This is a genomic window from Sphingobium sp. SYK-6 (assembly GCF_000283515.1).
Classification (GTDB): Bacteria; Pseudomonadota; Alphaproteobacteria; order Sphingomonadales; family Sphingomonadaceae; genus Sphingobium; species Sphingobium lignivorans.
The window spans coordinates 451,908-472,993 of sequence record NC_015976.1 but is presented as its reverse complement, the minus strand read 5'-3'; the positions used below and the strand labels follow the sequence as shown (position 1 = coordinate 472,993).

Annotated in this window: 15 protein-coding genes; 5 read left to right on the top strand and 10 right to left on the bottom strand. The window is 67.5% G+C overall.

Annotation, left to right across the window (positions count from 1 at the left end):
• Window positions 1–44 precede the first annotated feature (44 nt).
• From SLG_RS02195 to SLG_RS02180, 4 genes are all read right to left on the bottom strand, one after another.
• Window positions 45–2,522 (bottom strand): TonB-dependent receptor, encoded by a 2,478-nt coding sequence (locus SLG_RS02195; RefSeq protein WP_231848730.1) that lies wholly within the window; start codon window positions 2,520–2,522, stop codon window positions 45–47.
• A complete protein-coding gene (locus SLG_RS02190; protein WP_014074772.1) occupies window positions 2,504–3,439 on the bottom strand; it encodes a FecR family protein in 936 nt (311 codons plus the stop codon). The genes SLG_RS02195 and SLG_RS02190 overlap by 19 nt, the downstream gene beginning before the upstream one ends.
• Window positions 3,429–3,950, bottom strand: coding sequence for a sigma-70 family RNA polymerase sigma factor (locus SLG_RS02185; protein WP_041391679.1), 522 nt, complete (start codon window positions 3,948–3,950; stop codon window positions 3,429–3,431). Before SLG_RS02185 ends, SLG_RS02190 begins: the two co-directional genes overlap by 11 nt.
• A gap of 271 nt (window positions 3,951–4,221) precedes the next feature.
• The gene (locus SLG_RS02180; RefSeq protein WP_014074770.1) at window positions 4,222–7,434 is read right to left on the bottom strand and encodes an autotransporter outer membrane beta-barrel domain-containing protein; all 3,213 of its coding nucleotides are present in this window, start codon (window positions 7,432–7,434) and stop codon (window positions 4,222–4,224) included.
• Between the two features lie 332 nt (window positions 7,435–7,766).
• Between SLG_RS02180 and SLG_RS02175 the strand changes: the two genes are divergently transcribed.
• Entirely contained in the window at window positions 7,767–9,704 is a 1,938-nt protein-coding gene (locus SLG_RS02175) for an outer membrane protein assembly factor BamB family protein (RefSeq protein ID WP_014074768.1), read from the top strand.
• A gap of 22 nt (window positions 9,705–9,726) precedes the next feature.
• A complete protein-coding gene (locus SLG_RS02170) occupies window positions 9,727–10,650 on the top strand; it encodes a VOC family protein (protein WP_014074767.1) in 924 nt (307 codons plus the stop codon).
• Window positions 10,651–10,752: 102 nt separating this feature from the next.
• Here the strand turns inward: SLG_RS02170 and SLG_RS20180 are convergent, their stop codons facing one another.
• Window positions 10,753–11,136, bottom strand: coding sequence for a c-type cytochrome (locus SLG_RS20180; RefSeq protein WP_051003673.1), 384 nt, complete (start codon window positions 11,134–11,136; stop codon window positions 10,753–10,755).
• Between the two features lie 310 nt (window positions 11,137–11,446).
• On the opposite strand from SLG_RS20180, the gene SLG_RS02160 reads away from it, so the two are divergent.
• Together SLG_RS02160 and SLG_RS02155 are read left to right on the top strand one after the other, a co-directional pair.
• Window positions 11,447–13,765 carry a TonB-dependent hemoglobin/transferrin/lactoferrin family receptor gene (locus tag SLG_RS02160; RefSeq protein WP_231848718.1) on the top strand — a complete coding sequence of 773 codons (2,319 nt, stop codon included), beginning with the start codon at window positions 11,447–11,449 and terminating at the stop codon, window positions 13,763–13,765.
• A gap of 23 nt (window positions 13,766–13,788) precedes the next feature.
• Window positions 13,789–14,763 carry a DUF6607 family protein gene (locus tag SLG_RS02155; protein WP_014074764.1) on the top strand — a complete coding sequence of 325 codons (975 nt, stop codon included), beginning with the start codon at window positions 13,789–13,791 and terminating at the stop codon, window positions 14,761–14,763.
• Between the two features lie 164 nt (window positions 14,764–14,927).
• On the opposite strand, the gene SLG_RS02150 is transcribed toward SLG_RS02155, so the two are convergent.
• The 5 genes from SLG_RS02150 to SLG_RS02130 form a co-directional block, all read right to left on the bottom strand.
• The gene (locus tag SLG_RS02150) at window positions 14,928–15,740 is read right to left on the bottom strand and encodes a ferredoxin--NADP reductase (RefSeq protein ID WP_014074763.1); all 813 of its coding nucleotides are present in this window, start codon (window positions 15,738–15,740) and stop codon (window positions 14,928–14,930) included.
• Window positions 15,737–16,192 carry a hypothetical protein gene (locus SLG_RS02145; protein ID WP_014074762.1) on the bottom strand — a complete coding sequence of 152 codons (456 nt, stop codon included), beginning with the start codon at window positions 16,190–16,192 and terminating at the stop codon, window positions 15,737–15,739. Before SLG_RS02145 ends, SLG_RS02150 begins: the two co-directional genes overlap by 4 nt.
• A 195-nt stretch (window positions 16,193–16,387) precedes the next feature.
• Window positions 16,388–18,580, bottom strand: coding sequence for a TonB-dependent receptor (locus SLG_RS02140; RefSeq protein WP_041392410.1), 2,193 nt, complete (start codon window positions 18,578–18,580; stop codon window positions 16,388–16,390).
• A 42-nt stretch (window positions 18,581–18,622) separates the two neighbouring features.
• Window positions 18,623–18,802, bottom strand: a complete 180-nt coding sequence (locus SLG_RS02135; protein ID WP_014074760.1) for a hypothetical protein — start codon at window positions 18,800–18,802, stop codon at window positions 18,623–18,625.
• On the bottom strand, window positions 18,799–19,965 hold the full coding sequence (locus tag SLG_RS02130) for a PepSY-associated TM helix domain-containing protein (RefSeq protein ID WP_014074759.1): 1,167 nt from the start codon (window positions 19,963–19,965) through the stop codon (window positions 18,799–18,801). Before SLG_RS02130 ends, SLG_RS02135 begins: the two co-directional genes overlap by 4 nt.
• Window positions 19,966–20,140: 175 nt before the next feature.
• Between SLG_RS02130 and ku the strand changes: the two genes are divergently transcribed.
• Window positions 20,141–21,085 (top strand): non-homologous end joining protein Ku, encoded by a 945-nt coding sequence (gene ku / locus SLG_RS02125; RefSeq protein WP_014074758.1) that lies wholly within the window; start codon window positions 20,141–20,143, stop codon window positions 21,083–21,085.
• Window position 21,086: the final 1 nt, after the last annotated feature.

Sequence of the window (21,086 nt, the reverse complement as noted above, 5' to 3'; positions counted from 1 at the left end):
GGCGGCGTCTGGTGGTCATCCCCCGGAAAAGAATCAGGGGAGGATCAATAGCGCCAGTCGAACGCCAGCCGGATGGTGCGCGGACGCTGGGGCGTGATGAAGCCGCCGGTCTCGATGTCGAACGGCGTGCCGAGCGCGAAGCGATTGCCTTGCGTATCGAGAAGATTGGTGAGCGAGAGCGTGACGCCGCGCCATGCATCGCCCAGCCGGGCCGCGAAGCCGGTATCGACATAGTCGCCCTGCTCGTCCCCCAGCACGGGCCCGATGCCGAGCCGGGAGGGACCGATATATTTGAGCCAGCCGCCCACCCGGAGATCGTCGCGACCCACGGGCATCCGATAATCGAAGCTGGCCTGGATCGCATAATCGGCCACGTTCGGAATGCGGCCGAGGCGCGCCTCCGGCTCGAAAGTGCCAAGCGTTCCCTGCAGCGGCAGGCCGAAGCTGGACCCGGTGACCGGCAGGCGCAGCGGCGCGGAGGCGGCAAGCCGCGCCACCTCGGGCGTCAGGGCAATGACGCGGCTGTGATTATAGACTGCGCTGAGGTCAATGCGCAGGTCGCGGGTAGGCGCCAGGGCCACACTTGCTGCCACCGACGTGATCCGGCCATTACCGATATTGGCCGTGCTCGGCAGTCCGCTGCCATCGATGAAATCGGCCTGGATGTCGCGCCAGTAGACATGCGTGAGCGAAAGATTGGCGGCAATGCCGTCGCGCGGGCTGCCGAAGCGCGCGCCCGCTTCCCAGCTTTCCACATGATCGTTGCGGAAGCGGCGGACGAAATGCGTCTCGATGGCAAGTCCGCCGGGCCGGAATCCTTCTTCGAAGCGACTGTAGAGCGTGACGCCCGGCATGACATGCGCGAGCAGCTCGATGGAGGGAAGCAGCTCGGTCTCGGTCCGTTCCGCCGTGATCGAGCGGCCGGTCGCCACGAACAGGGGCTGGACGTCCTCGCCCTCGCCGCCCAGCCGGCTGTGGGTCAGGCGCCCGCCACCGCTCAGCAGCAGGCCTGGCTTCAGCTCCAGGCTGAGCTTCCCATAGGCGGTGACTTCCGTCACCCGGTTGGTGACGCCGGTGATGGGGCGCCGCTCGCCGCCTTCCACGAAGGCGCGGCGCTGCTCCGTCCGGTTGTCGATGAAGCTCGCGCCGATCACCCAGCCGACCCCGTCGGTCACGGGGCGCCACAGCCGGTTCTCGCTCACCCACATGCGCGTGCGGTTGCGCTGATCGAACACGCTGGGCTTCTCGGTCGAGGAGGAGGCATCGAAGCGCTCGCCAAGGCCGTGGCTCACCCAGGCATTGGAGGACTGGAACAGCAGGTCGCCCCATGCCTTGCGCACGACCACCATCGCCATGCCATAATCGGCGTCGGCATCCTCGACCACCGCGCTCGCGCGGCTGAGCGGCGGGCCGTCCCGGTCGGCATATTGGGAATCGTCGATCGTGGTCGTCTGGTAGATGCCGCCGACATCGACCGTCCAGCCATCGCCGGCCTCCAGCCGCAGCGCCGCGCGGCCACCGCCGATGCGCGTGCGATTGACATTCTCCGCGCCGCGCAGGGGATTGTCGATATAGCCGCCGTCGCTCAGCCCATAGCCCGTGACCCGCAAGGCATGACCGCTCTCCCCCAGCGGCATGTTGACTGTCGCGGCAATGTCGCCGCCCGGCTCGCCGTGCCAGGTGGCGCTGACGCCGGCCATCGTTTCCAGGGAGAAGGCGCGCGGGTCCGGATCATTGGGCACGAGCCGGATGATGCCGCCCAGCGATCCCGCGCCGTAAAGCGTGCCCTGCGAGCCCTCCAGCACCTCGACCTGCTTGATGTCATGCAGGCGCAGGTCCGGATCGGGCGCATTGTAGGAGAGGCGCAGGTCGCCGAGATACTGGCCGACCGTCGCCTGCGTGGGCCCGGTGAAGCTCGAATCCGCGACGCCGCGGATGAACAGCTTGTTGCGGCCCGAGCCAAGATGCGTGGAGGCAACGCTCGCCATGCGCGAAAGAATGGACTCCGTGCCGCGCTCCCCCCCGAAGCCAAGATCCTGCCCGTTCATGACATGCGCGGTGCCAGGAAAATCCTGGTAATTCTGGTCCATCTTGCTGGCGGTGACGATGATCGGCGTCTCGTCGTCGGAGACGGTCGGCAGCGGCTGCTCGGGCACACGTCGTTTGGGCGGCGGGGCGTCGCGCGCGGCGAGCGGGGCCGCCATCGCCTCGATCCGCCAGCTCGTGGCGCTGAGCTGCACCGCGCGGCTGCGCGTGCCCGAGAGCATCCGCGCCAGCGCCTCGCCTGCCGTGAGCCGGCCGCGCACCCCGCGCACCTTCGTCTGCCAGAGTTCGTGACTGGTCACGCTGATGCTCACGCCGGACTGGCGCGCCAGTTGCGGCACGCTCTGCGCCAGCGGCCCGGCGGGCACATCGATCCGGCGCGATTCGGAGGCCTGCGCGCACACGGGCGCGCCGGCGCAAACCAGCGCGACGACGCCGAGGCGAAGCAGGCCGGATCGAGTCACCTCGCGAGCGTCCACCCTCCTGAATCCCGGGTCGCGCGCGTGCCCGAGAGGCCGGCCAGATCGTTCACGATGCGCGTCTCGTCCCGCCCGGCCTGCAGCGCGCCGCGAAACAGGATGCCGCCCGCGCCCGGTGCGGTGCGAATGGGAATGCCCGTGGTGCGCGAGACTTCCGCCGCGACATCCGCCAGCGGCACGCCGTCATAGACGAGCTGGCCGCTGCGCCAGCCGCCGACCGCCGCGAGGCTGACCGGCGAGACGTCCGCCGCGCCGCCATCGCGCACGGCAAGGCGCGCGCCGGCATCGACGCGAACGGCATCCGCATCGGGATTGTAGATCACGGCGCCTTCCGAAACCGCGACGACAGTGCGGTCGTCCGTCCGCGTCACGTCGAACACCGTGCCCACGTCGACCAGCTGGGCATTGCCGACCGCCACGCGGAACGGCGCCTCGTCGCTGTGCCGCACGGTGAAGAGCGCCTGCCCGCGCTCCACCGTCGCGCGGCGCGGATCGGCATGGCTGAGCAGCACGGAGGAGCCGCCATTCACCACGATGTTGCTGCCATCCTCCAGCGAGACGACTTCCATCTGCCCCGGCGCGGTCTCGATCCGGTAGCTGTCCGGCGCGCGTTGGAGCAGCCCGATGCTGACGACGCCGACCAGCGATGCCGCGAGCGCGCCGGCGAGCCATTGCCGCCGCCCGAACCGGCGCGGCGCGGCGGGGGACGCATCCACATCGCCGACCGAGTGACGCGCCGGAGGCCCCGGCAGCCCCGCGAGATCGGCATCGAGCGCGGACAGCTCGGCATAGACGCGCTGATGCGCCGGATCGGCGGCGAGCCAGTCCGCGAACGCTTCCCAGTCCTCGAAGGCCGGATCGCGCTGGCGCATCAGCCAGTCGATCGCCGTCGTCTCGAGATGCGGATCATGCGTCATCGGATTGCCTCCGTGCGGCAAGCAGGGCCGCATAGGCGCGCCGCAAGTCGCTCTCGACCGTGCTGAGGCTGACGCCCAGCTCCAGCGCGATCTGCTTTTGCGGGATGCCGTCCAGGCGGAAGCGGCGGAAGCAACGGGAGACGCGCTCGCCCAGCGTGGCAAGCACCGCGTCCATCCGCCGCAATTCCTCGCGCGCCACCATCGTTTCCTCCGCGCTCGGCTCCGGAACCTGCTCGCCCGTGGCGCCGCGCGCTTCCGTCCAGGCCTGATCGCGCACGCGCGCCTGACGCTCGGCGCGATAGCGATCCACCATCAGATTGTTGGCCGCGCGATAAAGATAAGCAAGCGGATTGGCGACCGGGCCCGTGGGGCGCTGCGTGACGCGCATCCACAATTCCTGGACGAGATCCTCCGCCGCGTCCCCGGCGCCATGCGCCTCGAGGAAGCGGATGAGCTGCGGGCGATGCGCCAGCAGCACGGCATCCATTCCCTGACCGCGCTCTCCCGTCATTGCTTGCCTTGTCCGGTCCATGCGCCGCGCCAGATCGGCACGGGCTCCTGCCTGCATCCCCCCGGTCGCCGCGGCATATAACGGCGTGGGGGTGCCATGCAAGGGCTGCCCGGCGCGGCGGGGGGCTGGCCGGCCGGAGTCACGGTCTCGCGTCATGGCGCTCCTCAGGCCGGTCGCATGCATTCTGCGTCGTCTCCAGGTTGGGCAAGAGGGAGTCGGTCGGTGGGGGGCATCGCGAACTCCCTCTTGCCCAGGCGTCGGCATCCGGGACTCAGAGGCCGACGCGGAGACTGGCGCGGAGCGACAGGGCCCAGTTGCCCTGATGCTGCTCAGCGCCCAATTCGCCGCCGATCTGGAAGGCGGAATTGCCGGCAAGGCCGCGCAGGCGGCCGATCCAGCCGCTTTCGCGATCGTCCGGCAGCAACGTGAATTCCTCGCCGCCGGACGCGAAGCGCGCGACCGTCTTGCCGAGATTGCCACTCACGATCTCGCGGCGGCCTGCCTCGAGCTCAAACCGCGACCAGCCGGACCACTGATCCGCGCCGCCCATGTCGAGGCCGACCACGGCGCTGCCGGTGACGGCCAGTTCGTCGCTGGTGCGGGACCGCACGGCGAGGTTGTAGGCATCGCCCCCGCCGGTTTCGGTATAGGCCTTCTCGTGCAGGCGGTAATAATCCAGCGCGACGACGGGGCGGAAGGAGATGCCGCCGGTCGACACCCAGTCATAGGACAGCGAGCCGAAGCCCGAATAGAGGCGGGCGCCGCGATCGCTGTTCGCCGTGAGCGAGACCTTCTCGGTGCCGTTCATGCCCTCGAAGGCGCGGCTGCCGTCCAGGTCGATGAACGACATGGATCCACGCGCCGTGGCGCGAAGCCCGCCGGACTTGAGGCGCCAGTAGGCCGCCAGCTCGAACTGCTTGGCATTGGTCTGGTTCGCCGTCTCGGTGCCGCGATTGCGGCTCCAGAGATAGGCCAGCGATCCGCCGAAGCTGCCGAGACCGGTCTTGATCTCGCCGCCGCCGCCAATGCCCCAGCCGCTGTTCTCGAAGGCGCTGGTGTCGCCACGGTCCTTCTCGACGCCCCAGGCGACCTGATTGATCCAGTAGCCCCATTTGCCCTCGTCCTTGAACGGGCCGGTGGGATCCTGGAGCATGCCCGCGAAGAGCCGCGAGCCCTGCGTGACGGCGGAGAAGATGCCGCCGGCATGGTCGGGCAGCATCTGCTGCATCTGGAGGCCGAAAGTCTCCTCGTTCATGATGGAGAGGAAAGTGCCTTCCACTTTCGCATCCTTGCCGAGCGCCGCGTAGATCGCGTCGAAGGCCGCCGCTTCCGACCGGTTGAGGCCCAGCTCGGTGGTCGACTTGCGCGCGAGCGCGACGTTGAGCGCATTCGCCGTGGAGGAGAGGCTCGCCTTGTAGAGCCAGGGCACCAGCGCGGTATCCGCCGTGATGTTGCTCGCGCCGGTGAGCGTGCCGGCCCGCAGCACGAGGTGATTGCCTTCCGCATTCTCCACATCGGTCACGCGCAGGACGAGCCGGGAATCCGCCGCGAAGCTCGCGGTGCCGGCCACGTCGAGGATCGGCGTTGTGTTGCCGGCATCGCTCAGCGTGACGGCAAGGATGCCCTTGTCGGACACCGCGAGGCTGCCGATCGCGGCCGGCGCGGTGAGGTCGAGCGCACCGCCGTTCACGGTGAGCGCCAGCGCACCGGCATTGGCGAGGCTGCCGGAGAAGATCGACCCGGTCGCGATGCCGAGCGTGGAGGCTTCTCCCCTGAAGTCCGCCTTGCCCTGGAACTGCGCGGTGCCGGTGAGCGTCATGGTCGCGCCGCCCGTGCCGAAATCAACGTCGCCCTTGTAGATGGCGTCGCCGCTCAGCCGCAGCGTGTCCGCGCCGGTGCCGAAAGAGGTGTTGCCGGTGACGGTGCCGTCCGCGACGTCCAGCACGTCATTGCCGCCGCCGAAATGGATGTTGCCGGTGATGCTGGGGGCCGTGATGCCGGCCGCGACCTGCGTCTGGCGGATCGTCGCGCCGCTGTTGTTGGCGGAGAGATCGATCGCGACGTTGCGACCGGAGTCCGCCTTCGCGCCCGTAGCGGCAATGGTGCCGGCATTCTCGACGAGGCCGACCGTGCCCGAACGATCCCAGATCGCGACGGCCGTGCCGTCCTCGCCGGTCGTCGCCGCCTTGATCGATCCGGCATTGCGGATGGTGGGCAGCGAGGCGCCGGCATCGACCACGATGCCGCCCGCGACGGTATTGGCCGCACTGCTGCCGCTCACCGAAACCGTGCCGGTGACATGGATGAGCGGTGTCGAGGCGCCCGCACCGAGATGGATGGCCGTCGCGGACGTGTTGACGGAGCTCGCCGAGACGGTGCCGCTCACGCCGATGCCGCCGGCGATCGTCACACTCCCGCCAAGGCCGCCGACGCTGAGGCCCGTGCCGGTCACGTCCTTGTAAAGGCCACTGCCGGCAATCGTGCCATCGATGATGAGGCCATAGCCCGTGCCGGTGGCCGGCACCGCGCCGATGGCGATATCCTTGGTTGCCGAGCCGATGCGCATCGCGGGCGCGGCGCCATAGGAGCGAACGGCGGCCGAGCCTTCCTTGCTGTCCTCGATGCCGTCCTTGTCCTCGTCATTGTCCGTGGTGCTGTTGTCCTTGGGCGGCACGGCGAGGATGATGCCGCCGGCGACATTGTCCGCGACGATCACGGCCGATCCGCCCTGCAGCAGATCGTCAGCATCGAGCTTGGAGGTGTCCGCGGGCGGCGTCGTGTAGCGATAGCCGGTGGACGTGATGGCGCCCTGGATCGTGAGCGTGCCGTCGATCGGCCCGTCGAAACGGGCGCCGACCGCGCCGAGGCCGACGGTCGCGACGGTGCCGGCCAGCCGCACCGACCCGTTGATCGCGCCCGCCTGGATGCCGACCGCCCGGTCGCCGAGCACGGTCGTCGAGCCATTGTGGGTGAGCTTGCCGTTCAGCGGCCCGTCCAGCCGGATGCCGAAGCTGTCATTACCCTCGATGGCGATCGAGCCGCCGAAATCACTGGCGATGTCGCCGGTATAGGCGCCGCCGACATGGATGCCGATGCGGTTCTTGCCGACCGCGAAGGGGCCGTCGATATCGCCGTCATTGTCCCCGTCGGTCGGGGCGTAGCTTTCGTCGAGGACGATCTTGCCGGTGTTGACGATGCCGCCCGACGTGCCGGCCAGCGCGACGATGCCCCGGGCATCATCGGTATTGGCGATCTGGATCGTGCCTTCATTGGTCACCTTGTTCGCGCTGTCCACGGTGATCGCCGGGCCGGCAGTGGTCAGCTCGAGGGAGCCGGCGGACGTGATCTTGATGTCATCCGGCGCGCCGCTCTTGATGGTCGAGGTGCGCACGGGGGCAGTCTGCTTTGTGGTGATGGTGGTCTCGGCCGTGGCGGCCGACGCAAGAGCAACACAGCAGGTCGAGGCAAGCAGATAGCAACGCATGAAAGCTCCGGTCTTTTCTTGATCCCCAGGCCGGGTTCCTCTCCAGCCTCTGCCAGTCCTGACGGAACCGGCGAGGCGGAGCCTTGGCGAAAAATTGCGACGGGGCGCGAAACATGCGGGCATGTTGGAATGGCGGCAGGGCCGCCCGCGATTGCGACTCCCTGGCGCTCCATAATGTTTACTTATCTCAAAGGTTGAATCTCACTGCCATAAGCATCTCTACTGTTGCAGGCCGAACGAGATTGCGCCTACAAGGCATGCGAGAGTTCATCCGGCCCGCACAACCCGGCGAGACACGCACGGGGACGAAGCCGACATGGGGGAGGGATTGCATGCGTCGTTCGATGGCCCTGATGCTGAGCGCTGCGCTGCTGGCACAAACGGCGCAGGCGCAATCCGGCTCCGCGCCGCCGCCCGGCGACTGGCCGCGCTACGCCCGCGACCTTGGCAGCACGCGCTTCTCCCCCCTCCGGCAGATCGATCGCGGCAATGTCGGCAGGCTGAGCCAGGCCTGGTCATTCCGGGTGCGCCCCGAGGGCGGCGGCGGCCTGGTCGGCAGCTCCACGCCCATCGCGGTGGACGGGGTGCTCTATCTGCCCATCGGCAATGCGGTGGTGGCACTGGAAGGCCACACCGGCAAGGAGCTCTGGCGCCATCCGGTCAAGGGCCTCGCGCGGCGCACGGTCTCCTGGTGGCCCGGGGATGGCACGCTCGGCCCGCGCCTCTTCTACAGCAACGGCGCCAGCATCACCGCGCTCGATCCCCGCACGGGCGAGATCGACACGGGCTTCGGCAAGGACGGTTCCGTCGCGCTCGGCGTGCCTTATGCGTCCCCGCCGACGGTCTACAAGAATGTGCTCGTGGTCGGTGCCAATGTGGCGGAGATGCTGGTCGGTCCATCCGGCAACAGCCGGGCCTACGATGCCCGCACGGGCGAGAAGCTCTGGGAATTCAACACCGTGCCGCAGCCCGGCGAAGTGGGCCACGAGACATGGCTGGACGACGGCTGGAAGGGCCGCTCCGGCACCAATGTCTGGGTGTGGTACATGACCGTCGATGAGAAGACGGACACGCTCTACATGCCGGTGGGCGGACCCTCGGCCAATTATTATGGCGGGGACCGGCCCGGCGCCAACCTGTTCGGCAACTCGATCGTGGCGGTGGACGCGCTGACCGGCAAATATCGCTGGCATTTCCAGACGATCCACCACGACCTGTGGGATTCCGACCTTCCCGCGCCGCCCGTGCTCTACGACGCCAAGGTGGGCGGGCGAACGGTGCAGGCGCTGGCCGAGACCGGCAAGCCCGGCCTCATGTACATTCTGGACCGGCACGACGGAAAGCCGGTGTTCGGCGTGGAGGAAAAGCCGGTCGCGGCGGCGGACGTTCCGGGCGAATGGTATTCGCCGACCCAGCCCATCCCGGTGAAGCCGCGCGACCTCGTGCGCAACCACTGGACGCCGGAGGACATCGTTTCCGCCGCCGACACGAACGAGGCCCATGCCGCCGCCTGCCGCGCGCTGCTGGAGAGCTATGGCGGCACCTTCTTCAATGCCGGCCCCTTCACGCCCTTCTTCCTGCATGAGGAAGGCGGGCCGGTGAAAGCCTCCATCAACCTGCCCAACAATGGCGGTTCGAACTGGGGCGGCAGCGCCGTGGACCCGGAGAGCGGCCTCATCTTCATCAATGTGAGCGAGGGCGGCAGCATCGGCTTCATGGAGAAGCGCAAGGAAGGCGCCGACTATGGACGCGGCACGGCCGGCTCCGAACAGCTTTACGACCGCGCGAGCCTGAGCGGACCCGGCGCCTATTCCACCTTCACCGCAAGCTATGAGGACGAGAACGGGCGCAAGGTCACCATGCCCTGCATCCGCCCGCCCTGGGGCCGGCTGATCGCCGTGGACGGCAAGACCGGCGAGATCGCCTGGGCGACCCGGCTCGGCGTGAGCGACGACCTGCCCGAGGACAGGAAGGACACCGGGCGCAACAACGGGTTCGGCGGGCCGATCGTCACGGCCGGCGGGCTGGTCTTCATCGGAGCGACGGACGACCGGCGCTTCCGCGCCTTCGATGCGCGCAACGGCAAGGAACTGTGGGCAGCGAAGCTCGAATATAGTGCGCAGGCCGTTCCCATCACGTATCAGGGCAAGGACGGACGGCAATATGTCGCCATCATGGCCGGCGGATGGGGCGCGGTGAGCGGCCCGCAGGGCGCGGGCGGCAAGCCGAGCAACAATGAATCGCTCATGGTCTTCGCCCTGCCGAAATGAACCGACGAACAGGAGAGATGCGATGCACGGCCCATTCAAGACCGCCCTTGTCGCGATATCGCTGCTGATGGCCCCGGCCGCCATAGCGCAGACCAGCCCCGGCCCTGCCGCCGCCCCCGAGGCCGCCCCTGAAGCCGCCACGCCGGAAAAGCCGCGCTTCACGCAGGACTCGATGAATGTCTATCGGCGGTTCGAGCCCGGCCTGACGCCGCGGATGGTGACATTCTACGGTGAGGCACTGGGGCTGAAGCCGCTCCAGCCGATCCAGCTCAATGCCAGCCAGCAGATGATCCTTTTCGGCATCGGCACCGGGCAGATCAAGCTGGCGGCCGGCCTCAAGGAAGGGCGGCTCCATCATGTCGGCAGCCCCGCCGATGCCACCGGCATCCGCCTCTTCGCCCTGCGCTACCCCGACGAAGCCGCGCTGACCGCCCGGTTTAAGGCCGCGGGCTTCCCGGCACCGGCATTCAAGGACATGGGCGGCGGCCTGCGCGGCGCGCTGGTGAGCGATCCGGCCGGGTTCGGCATCCAGCTCGTCATCGATCCGCAGGCGCGGCCGGGCGTCGATGTCGGCATCAACGTCTCGGATATCGAGCGCAGCCGGGCCTTCTACCGCAGCTTCGTGGGCCTTGAGGAACTGCCATCGGTGGAAGACAGGCTGCTGGGCGTCACCAAATATCCCTTCCGCCATGGCGAGACGACGATCAGCCTGTGGTCCGCCGGCAAGGACCTGCCCGCCGACACAGGCAGCGCGGGCATCCAGTATGTCATCGGCAATGTCGACGGCGTGAATGCCGCCGCGATGCGGGACAAGGTGACGGTGGAGGAGCCGCTGGGCGGCCTGCCGAATTTCAGCATCCGCTTCGTGTGGCTCAATGATCCCGACGGCGTGACCAACTATTTCGCGCAGCCCGGCGCGAACGAGCGGCCGGCGGCGGGGCGATAGGGCGACACCCCTTACCGGCGGCTGTCCGGGCCACGCCCGCGCTGCCAAGAGCATCTGCAAGATGGCGCCACCGGCACGACGGGGCGTGCCGGTGCGGCCGGCTTATTTCCTGGCGGCGGCGCTCAGCACATAGGCCGTGACATTCTCGATATCCTCGTCGCTGAGCTGGCCGGCATAAGGCGGCATGGCGCCCTGCCCGTCCCGCACGCGGCTCAGGACGAAGGCATGGGTGAGATTGGCGTTGCCATCCAGCGAAGGGCCGATCTCGCCCGTCGCTTCCGCAGCAGCGAGGACATGGCAGGCCCCGCAGGCCGCATTCTCGAACACGGCCTTCCCCTTCTCGGCATTGCCCGCCGGCGCGGCCTGTTGATGCCCCTCATGCCCCTCATGCTGCGCGAGCAATTGTCCCAGCGGCGCGAGGGCCAGCGTGGCCACGAGCGTCGCGGCGCCGATCCGTCCGGCGATCCTTGCCTTTTGCGAAACCACAGTCGATCCTTCCAGTCATATCGTTGTATATTCCAACCATTATCTCTCTAGGCACAAGCGTCCGTTTGTCCAGCGGGAGATTGGCCGGGCCAGCGATGATTGCCCCGAACCGGCTGAACAATCCATGACGATTCCGGCGGATCGGCTGTGCTGATCTGGCAAGAGCCGGCGGACGATTCCGCCGCCTCCCCCTACCCGCTCGATTTGCCTCGCCAGCAACTCCTCCCTTGACGCAGCGATCTCCCCGGCGCAATTCGCATTGCTAATGCGAATGATTCGCATTCTTAAAAGCAGAAGGGGAATAGAAGAAATGACGAGTGCGGGATCAGCAGCCCTGGCGTGCCGGCGGGCGGCGAAATCGGATATCGACCGTGGAACCGCGCGCGTGCCGCGCCGTGGCCCCGGCGCGATCCGGTTCGCGACCGCAGCGGGCTTTGCGCTCGCGAGCGCTCTCTGCGCCACGGACGCCATGGCGCAGGACAATGACGGGCTCTACCTGCTCAACCGGCTGAACCGCATCGTCGTCACCGCCACGCGCACGCCCGTGCGGATCGAGGATTCGCCCGTCACCGTCTCCATCATCGACGAGGAGCAGATGGCGGATGAGCTGGTCACGGACATTCGCGACCTCATCCGCTTCGAACCGGGCGTGAGCGTCCAGCGCCAGCCCGCCCGCTTCAATGCCGCGCTGAGCGCGACGGGGCGCACCGGCAACGACAGTTTCAACATCCGGGGCATCGGCGGCAATCGCGTGCTCATCCAGGTGGACGGGGTGCGCGTGCCGGACGGCTTCAGCTTCGGCGCCCAGGCCGCCGGGCGCGGCGACTATGTCGACCTTGGCCTCATCAAATCCGTCGAGATACTGCGCGGCCCGTCCTCCGCGCTGTATGGCAGTGATGGGCTCGCGGGCGCCGTGAGCTTCATCACTGCCGACCCCGCCGACTTTCTGGAAGGCAGCGCCCCGGTCGGCGGCCTCGTGCGCGCGGCCTACAGCAGCGCGGACAACGAGTTCAGCGAAACCGCGATCCTCGCCGGCAGGGCGGGCGACTGGTCGGCCATGGCGGCCTATACGCGGCGCGACTTCAACGAGCTGAAGAACAAGGGCAGCGTCGGCGGCACGGGCGCCGCGCGCACGGAGCCCAACCCGCAGGACGGCCATTCCAATGCCCTGCTCGGCCGCATCGTCTATGCGCCGGGCGGCAGCGGCCACAAGATCCGGCTGACCGGCGAATATCTCGATACCTGGCTGTTCACCAACGGCCTGACCGGCCTCAGCTCCACTGTCGAGCTGCTGCACGGCCGCGACACCGGCGAGCGCAAGCGCGTGGCGCTGGACTGGAGCTGGACCGGCACCGGCGCGATCACCGCCGCCCGGGCCGCCATCTACTGGCAGGACGGGCTCGACAGCCAGTTCACTGACGAGGACCGCACGCCCGCAGTCGATCGCGAGCGGCTCAACACGTTCGAGAACCGGGTGATCGGCGCGGCGGCCGACGCGCAATCGGAATTCGCCACCGGCGCTCTGTCGCACCGGCTCGTCTTCGGTGGCGACGTGAGCAAAACCCGCCAGCGCGGCCTGCGGGACGGCACCGTGCCGCCGGCCGGCGAGACCTTCCCGACCCGCGCCTTCCCCAGCACCGACTTCACGCGGGGCGGCCTGTTCGTGGGCGACGAGATCAGCATCGCGGACGGGCTCTTCACCCTGTATCCGGCGCTGCGTTTCGATTTCTACGACCTCTCGCCGGACGACGACCCGCTGCTGCCCACCTTCGCGGGCGCGGCGCAGGACGGCTCGCGCCTGTCACCCAAGCTCGGCGCCGTGCTCAAGCTGGACAAGGGCATCCGGCTGTTCGCCAACTACGCCACCGGCTTCAAGGCGCCCGAGCCCGGGCAAGTGAACCAGTTCTTCGAGAATCTGGCGTTCGGCTACAAGTCGGAGCCCAATCCCGACCTCAAGCCGGAGCGGAGCGAGAGCCTCGAGGGCGGGGTGCGCTTCGCGAGCCGCAACGTGAATCTCGACCTGACCGCCTTCTCCTCCATCTACCATGACTTCATCAGCCAGGAAGTGGTGGGCGGCGGCTTCACGCCCAGCGATCCGGCGATCTATCAGTTCATCAATCTCTCGCGGGTGAAAGTGAAAGGCGCCGAGGCGCGCGCCGAGTTCCGCGCGCAGTCCGGCCTGCATGGCACGCTCGCCTTCTCCTACGCGACGGGCGACGTCGACGGCTCCGGCCTGACCGACCTGCCACTGACCACCATCGACCCGATCAAGCTCGTCGTGGGCGTGGGCTACCGTGATCCGGGCGGCCTGTTCGGCGGACAGATCATCGCGACGCACAGCGCCCGCAAGTCCGAGGATCGCACGACCGGCACGGATGTGGACGGCAGCGCGACGACCATCTGCAGCGGCGCGCCATGCTATCGCCCGGGCGCCTTCACCATCCTCGATGCCACGCTGTTCGTGAAGCCAATGGACGGCCTCACGCTGCGCGCGGGCATCTTCAACATCCTCGACAAAAAATATGCGTGGTGGAGCGACGTGCGGGGCCTGAGCGCCTCTTCGACCGTGACCGACGCCTATACCCAGCCCGGACGCAACGCCAGCCTCTCGCTCAGCTATCGCTTCTGAGCGTGCCGAAAGGACCAACGATCATGATTTCCATCCGCAGTTTCCTCGGCGCCGGCCTGCTCACGCTTGCCTTCGCCGTCAGTCCCGCCCTCGCCCATCCGCCGATCGCGGCGGAGCAGGCCGCCGCCACCTTCGAGCAGGACCGTGCCGACATCCTCGCCATGGCCGGCAATTACAAGGTCCGCTTCGACATGCAGGAATCGACCCGCTGGGACAGCGCCTACACGCCGCTCGACCGCAAGATTTCCGGCGGACATGAAGTCGTCCGCGTGGTCGAGGACACGGGGCGCAAGATCGTCCTCCAGCATCTGCTGGTGGTCGAGATGGAGGGGCAGAGCCACATCATCAAGCACTGGCGGCAGGACTGGGAATATGAGCCCGCCCGCGTGCTCGTCTATTCCGACCGCAATGCCTGGACCTTCGAGGAGGTGCCGGAGCGGATGCGCACCGGCCGCTGGTCGCAAACCGTGTGGCAAGTGGACGATTCCCCGCGCTACGGCGGCTGGGGCCAGTTCGAGACGCAGGGCGGTGTCCGGCGCTGGCGCTCCAACTGGACCTGGCGGCCGCTCGCCCGGCGGGACGCGGTGCGCAAGCCCGTCTACGACCGCTACCTCTCCATCAATCGCCACCAGAACACCCCCGACGGGTGGATCCACTGGCAGGACAACACCAAGATGGGGCCGAAGAACGGCAAGCTCGCCCCGATCGTGCAGGAATATGTGCTGAACAGCTACACCCGCTTCGACGGCTATGACGTGAAGGCCGCCGACGACTACTGGGCCGCGACAAAGGACTATTGGGCAGCCATCCGCGCCGAGTGGGACCGGATCGCGGCGGCCAAGGGCGGCATCGCCATCCAGGAGGAAGCCGAGACGGGGACCGTCATTTCCGGCCGGCTGCTCGAGCTGGGCGATGATGTCGCGAAGGGCAGGACCAGCACGGCGGCGGCCCTGAGCGAAGCGAAGAAGCTGATGGACGCCAACACGCGCAGATTGTGAGCGATGCGGCCTGCCACCATGCCCCGCGTGGCGGCAAGCCGGGAATGAATGGACGGCGGACAAAAAAAGGGCGGCTCCATGGCCGCCCTTTTCCTTTGTCGCGTCTCTCGTGCCCTTCTCCCCGGGAGGCCCCCTTCGCACCCCCGGGACCCCACCAGAAGAGCTCAGTCGACGAAAGCCCGCTCGATCACATAGTCGCCGGGCTTGGCATTCGAACCTTCCTCGAAGCCCCATTCCTCAAGCTGGGCCGCCAGCTCGCGGATCATCGCCATGGAGCCGCAGAGCATGACGCGATCCGTCTCCGGATCGAGCTTCGCCGGGCCGCTGACGCCCTGGAACATCGTGCCGTCCTCGATGAGCGTGCCGATCCGGCCACTGGTGCGGAACGGCTCGCGCGTCACGGTCGGCACATAATGGAACTGCAGAAGCGCCTGATCCTGCACCAGCGGATCGTCGGCGAGCTGGCTTTCCAGCTCCTCGCGATAGGCAAGGTCAGCGACGCGCCGGACGGAATGGACCAGGATCACCTGGCCGAAACAGTCATAGATGTCCGGATCGCGCACCAGGCTGAGGAACGGCGCAAGGCCCGTGCCGGTCGAGAGCAGGAACAGGCGGCTGCCCGGCTTGAGCGCATCGGCCACCAGCGTTCCGGTCGGCTTGCGGCCGAGATAGAGCTGGTCACCTTCCTTGATGTTGCACAGGCGCGAGGTGAGCGGGCCGTCCGGTACCTTGATGGAGAGGAACTCCAGCTCCTCGGCATAAGCGGCGCTGGCGATGGAATAAGCGCGCAGCAGCGGCTTGCCCTCCACCTGCAGGCCCAGCATCACGAATTCGCCGGAGCGGAAACGGAAGCTCGCCGGGCGCGTGACCGCGAAGCTGAACAGATGCTCGTTCCAGTGCCGCACCCAGAGCACTTTCTCCACGCTGAGCGCCTTGGTCGGTTCGAGTTCGAAACCCTGGTGGGCCATGTCGTTCATTCGGAAAATCTCGCACAATCAGGATCAGAGACAGGCGCGACCGGCAACAGGCCGCCCTTCGCAAGCGACCGCGCCAGGGCCGACATGGCGATGAACAGCGGCTTCACCGCGTCCGGTGCCATGATCAGCGCCATAGTCGCGCACGCTTCATCCGCCGGCCGACTGACCACAGAGCCGACCATGCTGAGGATCAGCGCCTCATGCTCGCTCACCAGCGGATAGTCAACAGAGCCGAACCCGAGACTTTCGGTCGCGTCCCGGTTGAGCATGGCCATCGTCACATGGAAATGAGGGAGAGCGGCGATATGTTCCCGGGCGCGGAACGCCCCGGCGACATCGCGGCACGGGCAGCGCTTTTCTCCCGCAGCCCGCACCCACAGGCGCATCGCGGCGATCAGAAGAGCAGCGCCGCCATCCAGCCGGGCGATCGGGCGGTCGATGAAATCATACATGCCGGGCTCCTTCTCCTCGCCGACCGAAAACGCAGGCCGCCGCTGGCGAAAAACCTCGCCCCGGCATGCGCATCGGCCCCTTGGCCGCCGAATCGGCAATAATGATAATGATAACGAATCGCAAGTTTGGCGCGACGAATCGCGTTGCGCCCCGCCCGCGAGGGAGGCGTCCTCGCCTCCCTTCGCTCGCTGCCCTCAGAAGTCGATCGAAGCCGATGCCTTGAAGGTGCGCGGGGCACCCTGCAGCAAGGTCTGGTTGAACGCATCGAAGGCCGAGGCCCAGTAGCGCTCATTGGCGACGTTATCGACATTGAAGCGCAAGGTGAGCGGCTTGTCCCCCACCACCGCCACATAGCGCATGCCGAGATCGAAGCGGGTCCACTCCGGCAGGCGCTGGGTGTTGGCGGTGCTCAGCCACTGCTTGCCAGTGTGGACCACGCGGCCGGTCAGCGTGAGCGCGGGCAGGAACGGGACGTCCCATTCGACATTGGCGTTGAGCATGTAATCGGGAATGCCCTGCGCCTTGTTGCCGTCCTGCACGCCACCAGGCGTATCGCGCAGTTCGGCCTCGATCACGGAACCACCGGCGATGACCCGAAGGCCGCGCGCCACTTCCCCGTCGATAGTGAACTCGATGCCGCGATTGCGCTGCTCGCCGAACAGGTCGAAGCGCAGGAAGCCAGGATTGTCCGCGTCCGGCCCCACCTGGCCGACCGGCAGCTCGGTCTGGTACAGCGCAAGGCTCGCATCGATGCCGCCCAGCGAGACCTTGCCGCCGACTTCATATTGCACCGCGCGATGGGGCGCGAAAATCTCGCCGGCATTGCTCACCGGCAGCGTGCCGAGGCCGGGATAGAAGCCGGACAGCGGCGCGGTTGGCCCCTGCGCCAGATTCTCGATGCGGTTGGCGAAGAACGAGACGCCCGCGACGGGCTTGAGCACCAGTCCCACCACCGGGGTGATGGCACTGCTCTCATAATCCGACTCCAGCGCGCCATCGGCATAGGAATAGCTGCGGAAGCGCATGTTCTGGATGCGCCCGCCCACCGTCAGGAGAATGCGATCCTCCCACAGGCCGATCGTGTCCGACGCGAAGACGCTGAACAGGTTCGAGCGGCTGATCGGGAAAGGATTGTCCAGATCGCCGCCGACGAGCGCCGAGGCGGGGATCGGCACTTCCGGCGTGACGTAGAGATTGGTGGCGAAGCCCGCAAAACCGGGCCCGTAGAGGAAGTCATAGCCATTGCGGTTGACTTGCCAGACCGCCGATCCGCCGATGTTGAACTGCTGCGTGACGCCGCCCGCCGCCAGGTCGATCCGCACGCCCGCCTGCGCCGCCTCGTTATTGTCCGTCCGCGGGACATAGAGCGCATTGCCGGTCGCGGCACCCGTCTGCGCATCCGTCACGGTGATGCCACCGTAGATCCCGTCCTCCATGCCGTCGCGTGCGCCGAAGGAGGCATAGAACAGCGCATTGTCGGCCAGGTCATATTCCAGCCGGGCGATGCCGAAGATGTCCCGCATCGTGGTGTAGGTCCAGGGCTGCGCATAATTATGCGCGGCGTCCGGCACGGCGGGGATCTCGGCGCTGCCGACCGTGACCTTGGGCCGCAGCCCGCGCACATGGACGCGGTTATAGGCAAGATCGAGCGAGAGCCGCAGCGGCCCGCCATCATAATCGAACGCGCCGCCCACCGCATAAGTGCTGCGGAACTCGTCATCGACGCCGACATCGCCGCGCCGCGCGACGCCGTTCAGCCGGAGCCCGAACGCCTCGCCGCTGCCGAAGCGGCGCGCCAGATCCACCGAGCCGCCGAAATGCTCGCCCGACGCATAATTGAGCGTGGCGCGATTGAGCGCGCGGTCCGCCCGCTTGAGGATGAGGTTGACGCTGCCGCCGATGCCCGTTCCGCCGGGAGCCGCGCCGTTCAGGAAGGCGCTGGCGCCATTCAACACCTGCACCGATTCATAGAGTTCCGGCGCGACGAGCTGGCGCGGCGCGATGCCATAGAGCCCGTCCAGCCCGACATCGTCGCCATAGAGCGGGTAACCGCGAATCACGAACTGCTCCGCGGCATTGCCAAACCCGTAGGTGGTGCGGATCGTCGGATCATTCTCCAGCACCTGCCCCAGCGTCTGCGGCTGCTGGTTGAGAATGAGCGCGGCATTGTAACCCCGGATGCTGAACGGCACGTCTTCCGCTGCCTTGTCGCCCAGCACGCCGACGCTGCCGCCGGCGCGCACCTGCGTCTCGTTCGCGCGCTGCGCGGTGATGATGATGTCCTGCGGGTCGTCGGCGGGTGCCTGCGCGAGGGCAGGCACGCCAAGGACCAGCGCCGGCACGGCGGCGGTCAGGCGAAGCAGGGTCGGGAAACGGAACGCATTCATGATTTTTATCTCCCTGCGCGCACGCACGCGCATCATCTCAAATCAGGATCGGCGGGCTCTCATGGCCCAGGCAACAGCCGCGAGCGGCATGGCGAGAGTCGCCCAGGAAATCGCGTCGCGCAGTCCATCGCCGGTGAGCGCGCTCACCAGCCCCACGAGGCTGAGCGCCGCGAGCGCGGTCGGCACGGCGAAGATCGCCATCATCGGCAGCTTGCCCTTCATTCCGCCGGGGCCAGCCGCCCGCCGGACTCGACTTCGCGCAGGCGCGCGTCGAGGGACGAGCGGCGCTTGCCGAGCCAGAGATACAGGCCGGAGCCAAGCACGACGATCGTGAACAGGGTAAGCGCGGCCCACAGCATCTTGAGCGGCAGGCCGCCATAATCGCCGAAGTGCAGCGGCTGCGAATAAGTGAGCGCCAGCACATACCAGGGCATGGGCCGCACATCGGTCAGCGCGCCGGTTTCGGCATCGATGAGCGCCGGCGTGAGGGCGCGCTCGGTGAGCGGCGTGGCCCCCTGGAAGAACACGGCATAATGATGCCGGCTGCTGAAGGAACCGCCGGGAAAGGCGATGAACTGCGGATTGTTGCCGGGGATCGCCTGACGCGCCGCGGCCATCGCCTTGTCCAGCGAGCCATAGCGCGAGGGCGGCAGTGCCTCGCGCCCCGCATAGGCCCGGGTCATTTCCGCCAGCTCGCCCATCTGCCAGACCTGGATGATCGGCGTCGCCAGCGCGTTGATGACGCCGGTGGCGCCCACCACGGTCATCCAGGCCAGCGCGACGATGCCGAGCAGATTGTGATAATCGAGCCATTTGAGGCGCCGGCTCCGCGAGACCCGGAGTGTGCCGAACGGCAGCTTGCGCATGAAAGGCGCGTAAAGCACCACGCCCGAGACGATCGCGGCGAGGAACAGCAAGCCCATCGCCCCCAGGAACAACATGCCCGGCAGGCCGAGGAACATGTCGGTATGGAGCTGGAGGATGAAGTGCATGACGCCTTCGTCCCGCACTTGCCCCACCGCCGCGCCTGTCGCGCGGTTGAACAGCTGGATGGTCATGTCCGCCGCCGGCGAATCCGGGCGCGGCGCCGTGGTCACGGTCAGGATCGGGGATTCATTGTCGAAAGCCATGAAGACCGGGACTTCCCCCGGCCGCGCGGCGAGCGCCTTGCCCAGCATGGCGTCGAGCGGCTGCAGGCCGGGGCCCTCGCCGGAGGAGGCCGGGCCGGCCGTCTCCATCGCGGACTGGTCCTCGGTCAGCGCGTCGATCTCGTCATGGAAGATCAACGGCAGGCCGGTCACGCACAGCATCAGGAGAAACGCCGTGCAGACGAGACTCGTCCATTTGTGGACGAGATACCAGACACGGATGGATTGCCTGCTCACGGACCTTCAGTGTTCGCTATTGATAGTGAGTTGCAGCGACTAGTCCGGGATGGCCGGATTGGCAATAGGCGCGGGGAAGCGGTCCTGCGCCCGCCCTCTGCATACGCCCTCACGCCGCGCCTGCCGCGCGCGGGAACCAACAGGGCCCGGACGGCTTTCTGGTCTGGAGGTTTCCATGGTGGCACGCGCATATTGGCAGGGGCAGATCAAGCTCGCCCTCGTTTCGATCCCCGTCGAGGTCTATCCCGCCACGCGATCCGGCGCGGCGATCAGCTTCCACCAGATCCACGAGCCGAGCGGCAAGCGCATCCGCTACGAGAAGGTCGCGCCCGGCGTCGGGCCGGTCGACCGTGACGAGATCATGAAGGGCTTCGAGGTCTCCAAGGGCAGCTATGTGCTGCTCGACGAGGACGAGATCGAAGCGGTCAAGATCGAGAGCCGCAAGACGCTGGAGCTGGTGCAGTTCGTCGAGGCGAGCGAAATCGACGTCCTCTATTATGAGAAGCCCTATTTCATCGTGCCGGCCGACGATCTGGCGGAGGAAGCCTATGTCGTGCTGCGCGACGCGCTGCGACAGACCAGACGGGTCGGGCTCGGCCAGCTTTCCGTGCGCGGGCGCGAACGGCTCGTCTCCATCAAGCCCTGCGGACGCGGCATGGTGATGGAAGTGCTGCGTTATGCCGACGAAGTCCACAAGGCCCAGGGCTATTTCCGCGAGATCGGCGAGGCGACCCCGCAGGAGGACCTGCTCGACCTCGCCGTCACGCTCATCGAGAAGAAATCCGCGCCGTTCAAGCCGGCGGAATTCCACGATCGCTATATCGATGCGCTCGAGCGCCTGATCGAGAAGAAGCGCAAGGCCAAGGGCGGCAAGCGCATTTTGGAAGATGTCGAGGAGCCCGGCCAGCAGAGCGGCGGCAATGTGATCGACCTCATGGCCGCGCTGAAGAAGTCGGTCGGCAGCGGCGGCCGCATGCCGGAGCGATCCTCGTCCGGGACTAAGGAAAGCACCGCCTCCCGAAGCGCGAAGTCGGGATCGGCCAAGTCGGGATCCGGCAAGTCCGCCTCCGGCGGCACCAAGCGCGCCGCCGCGCCCGCGAGGCGTCGCAAGAGCGCCTGAC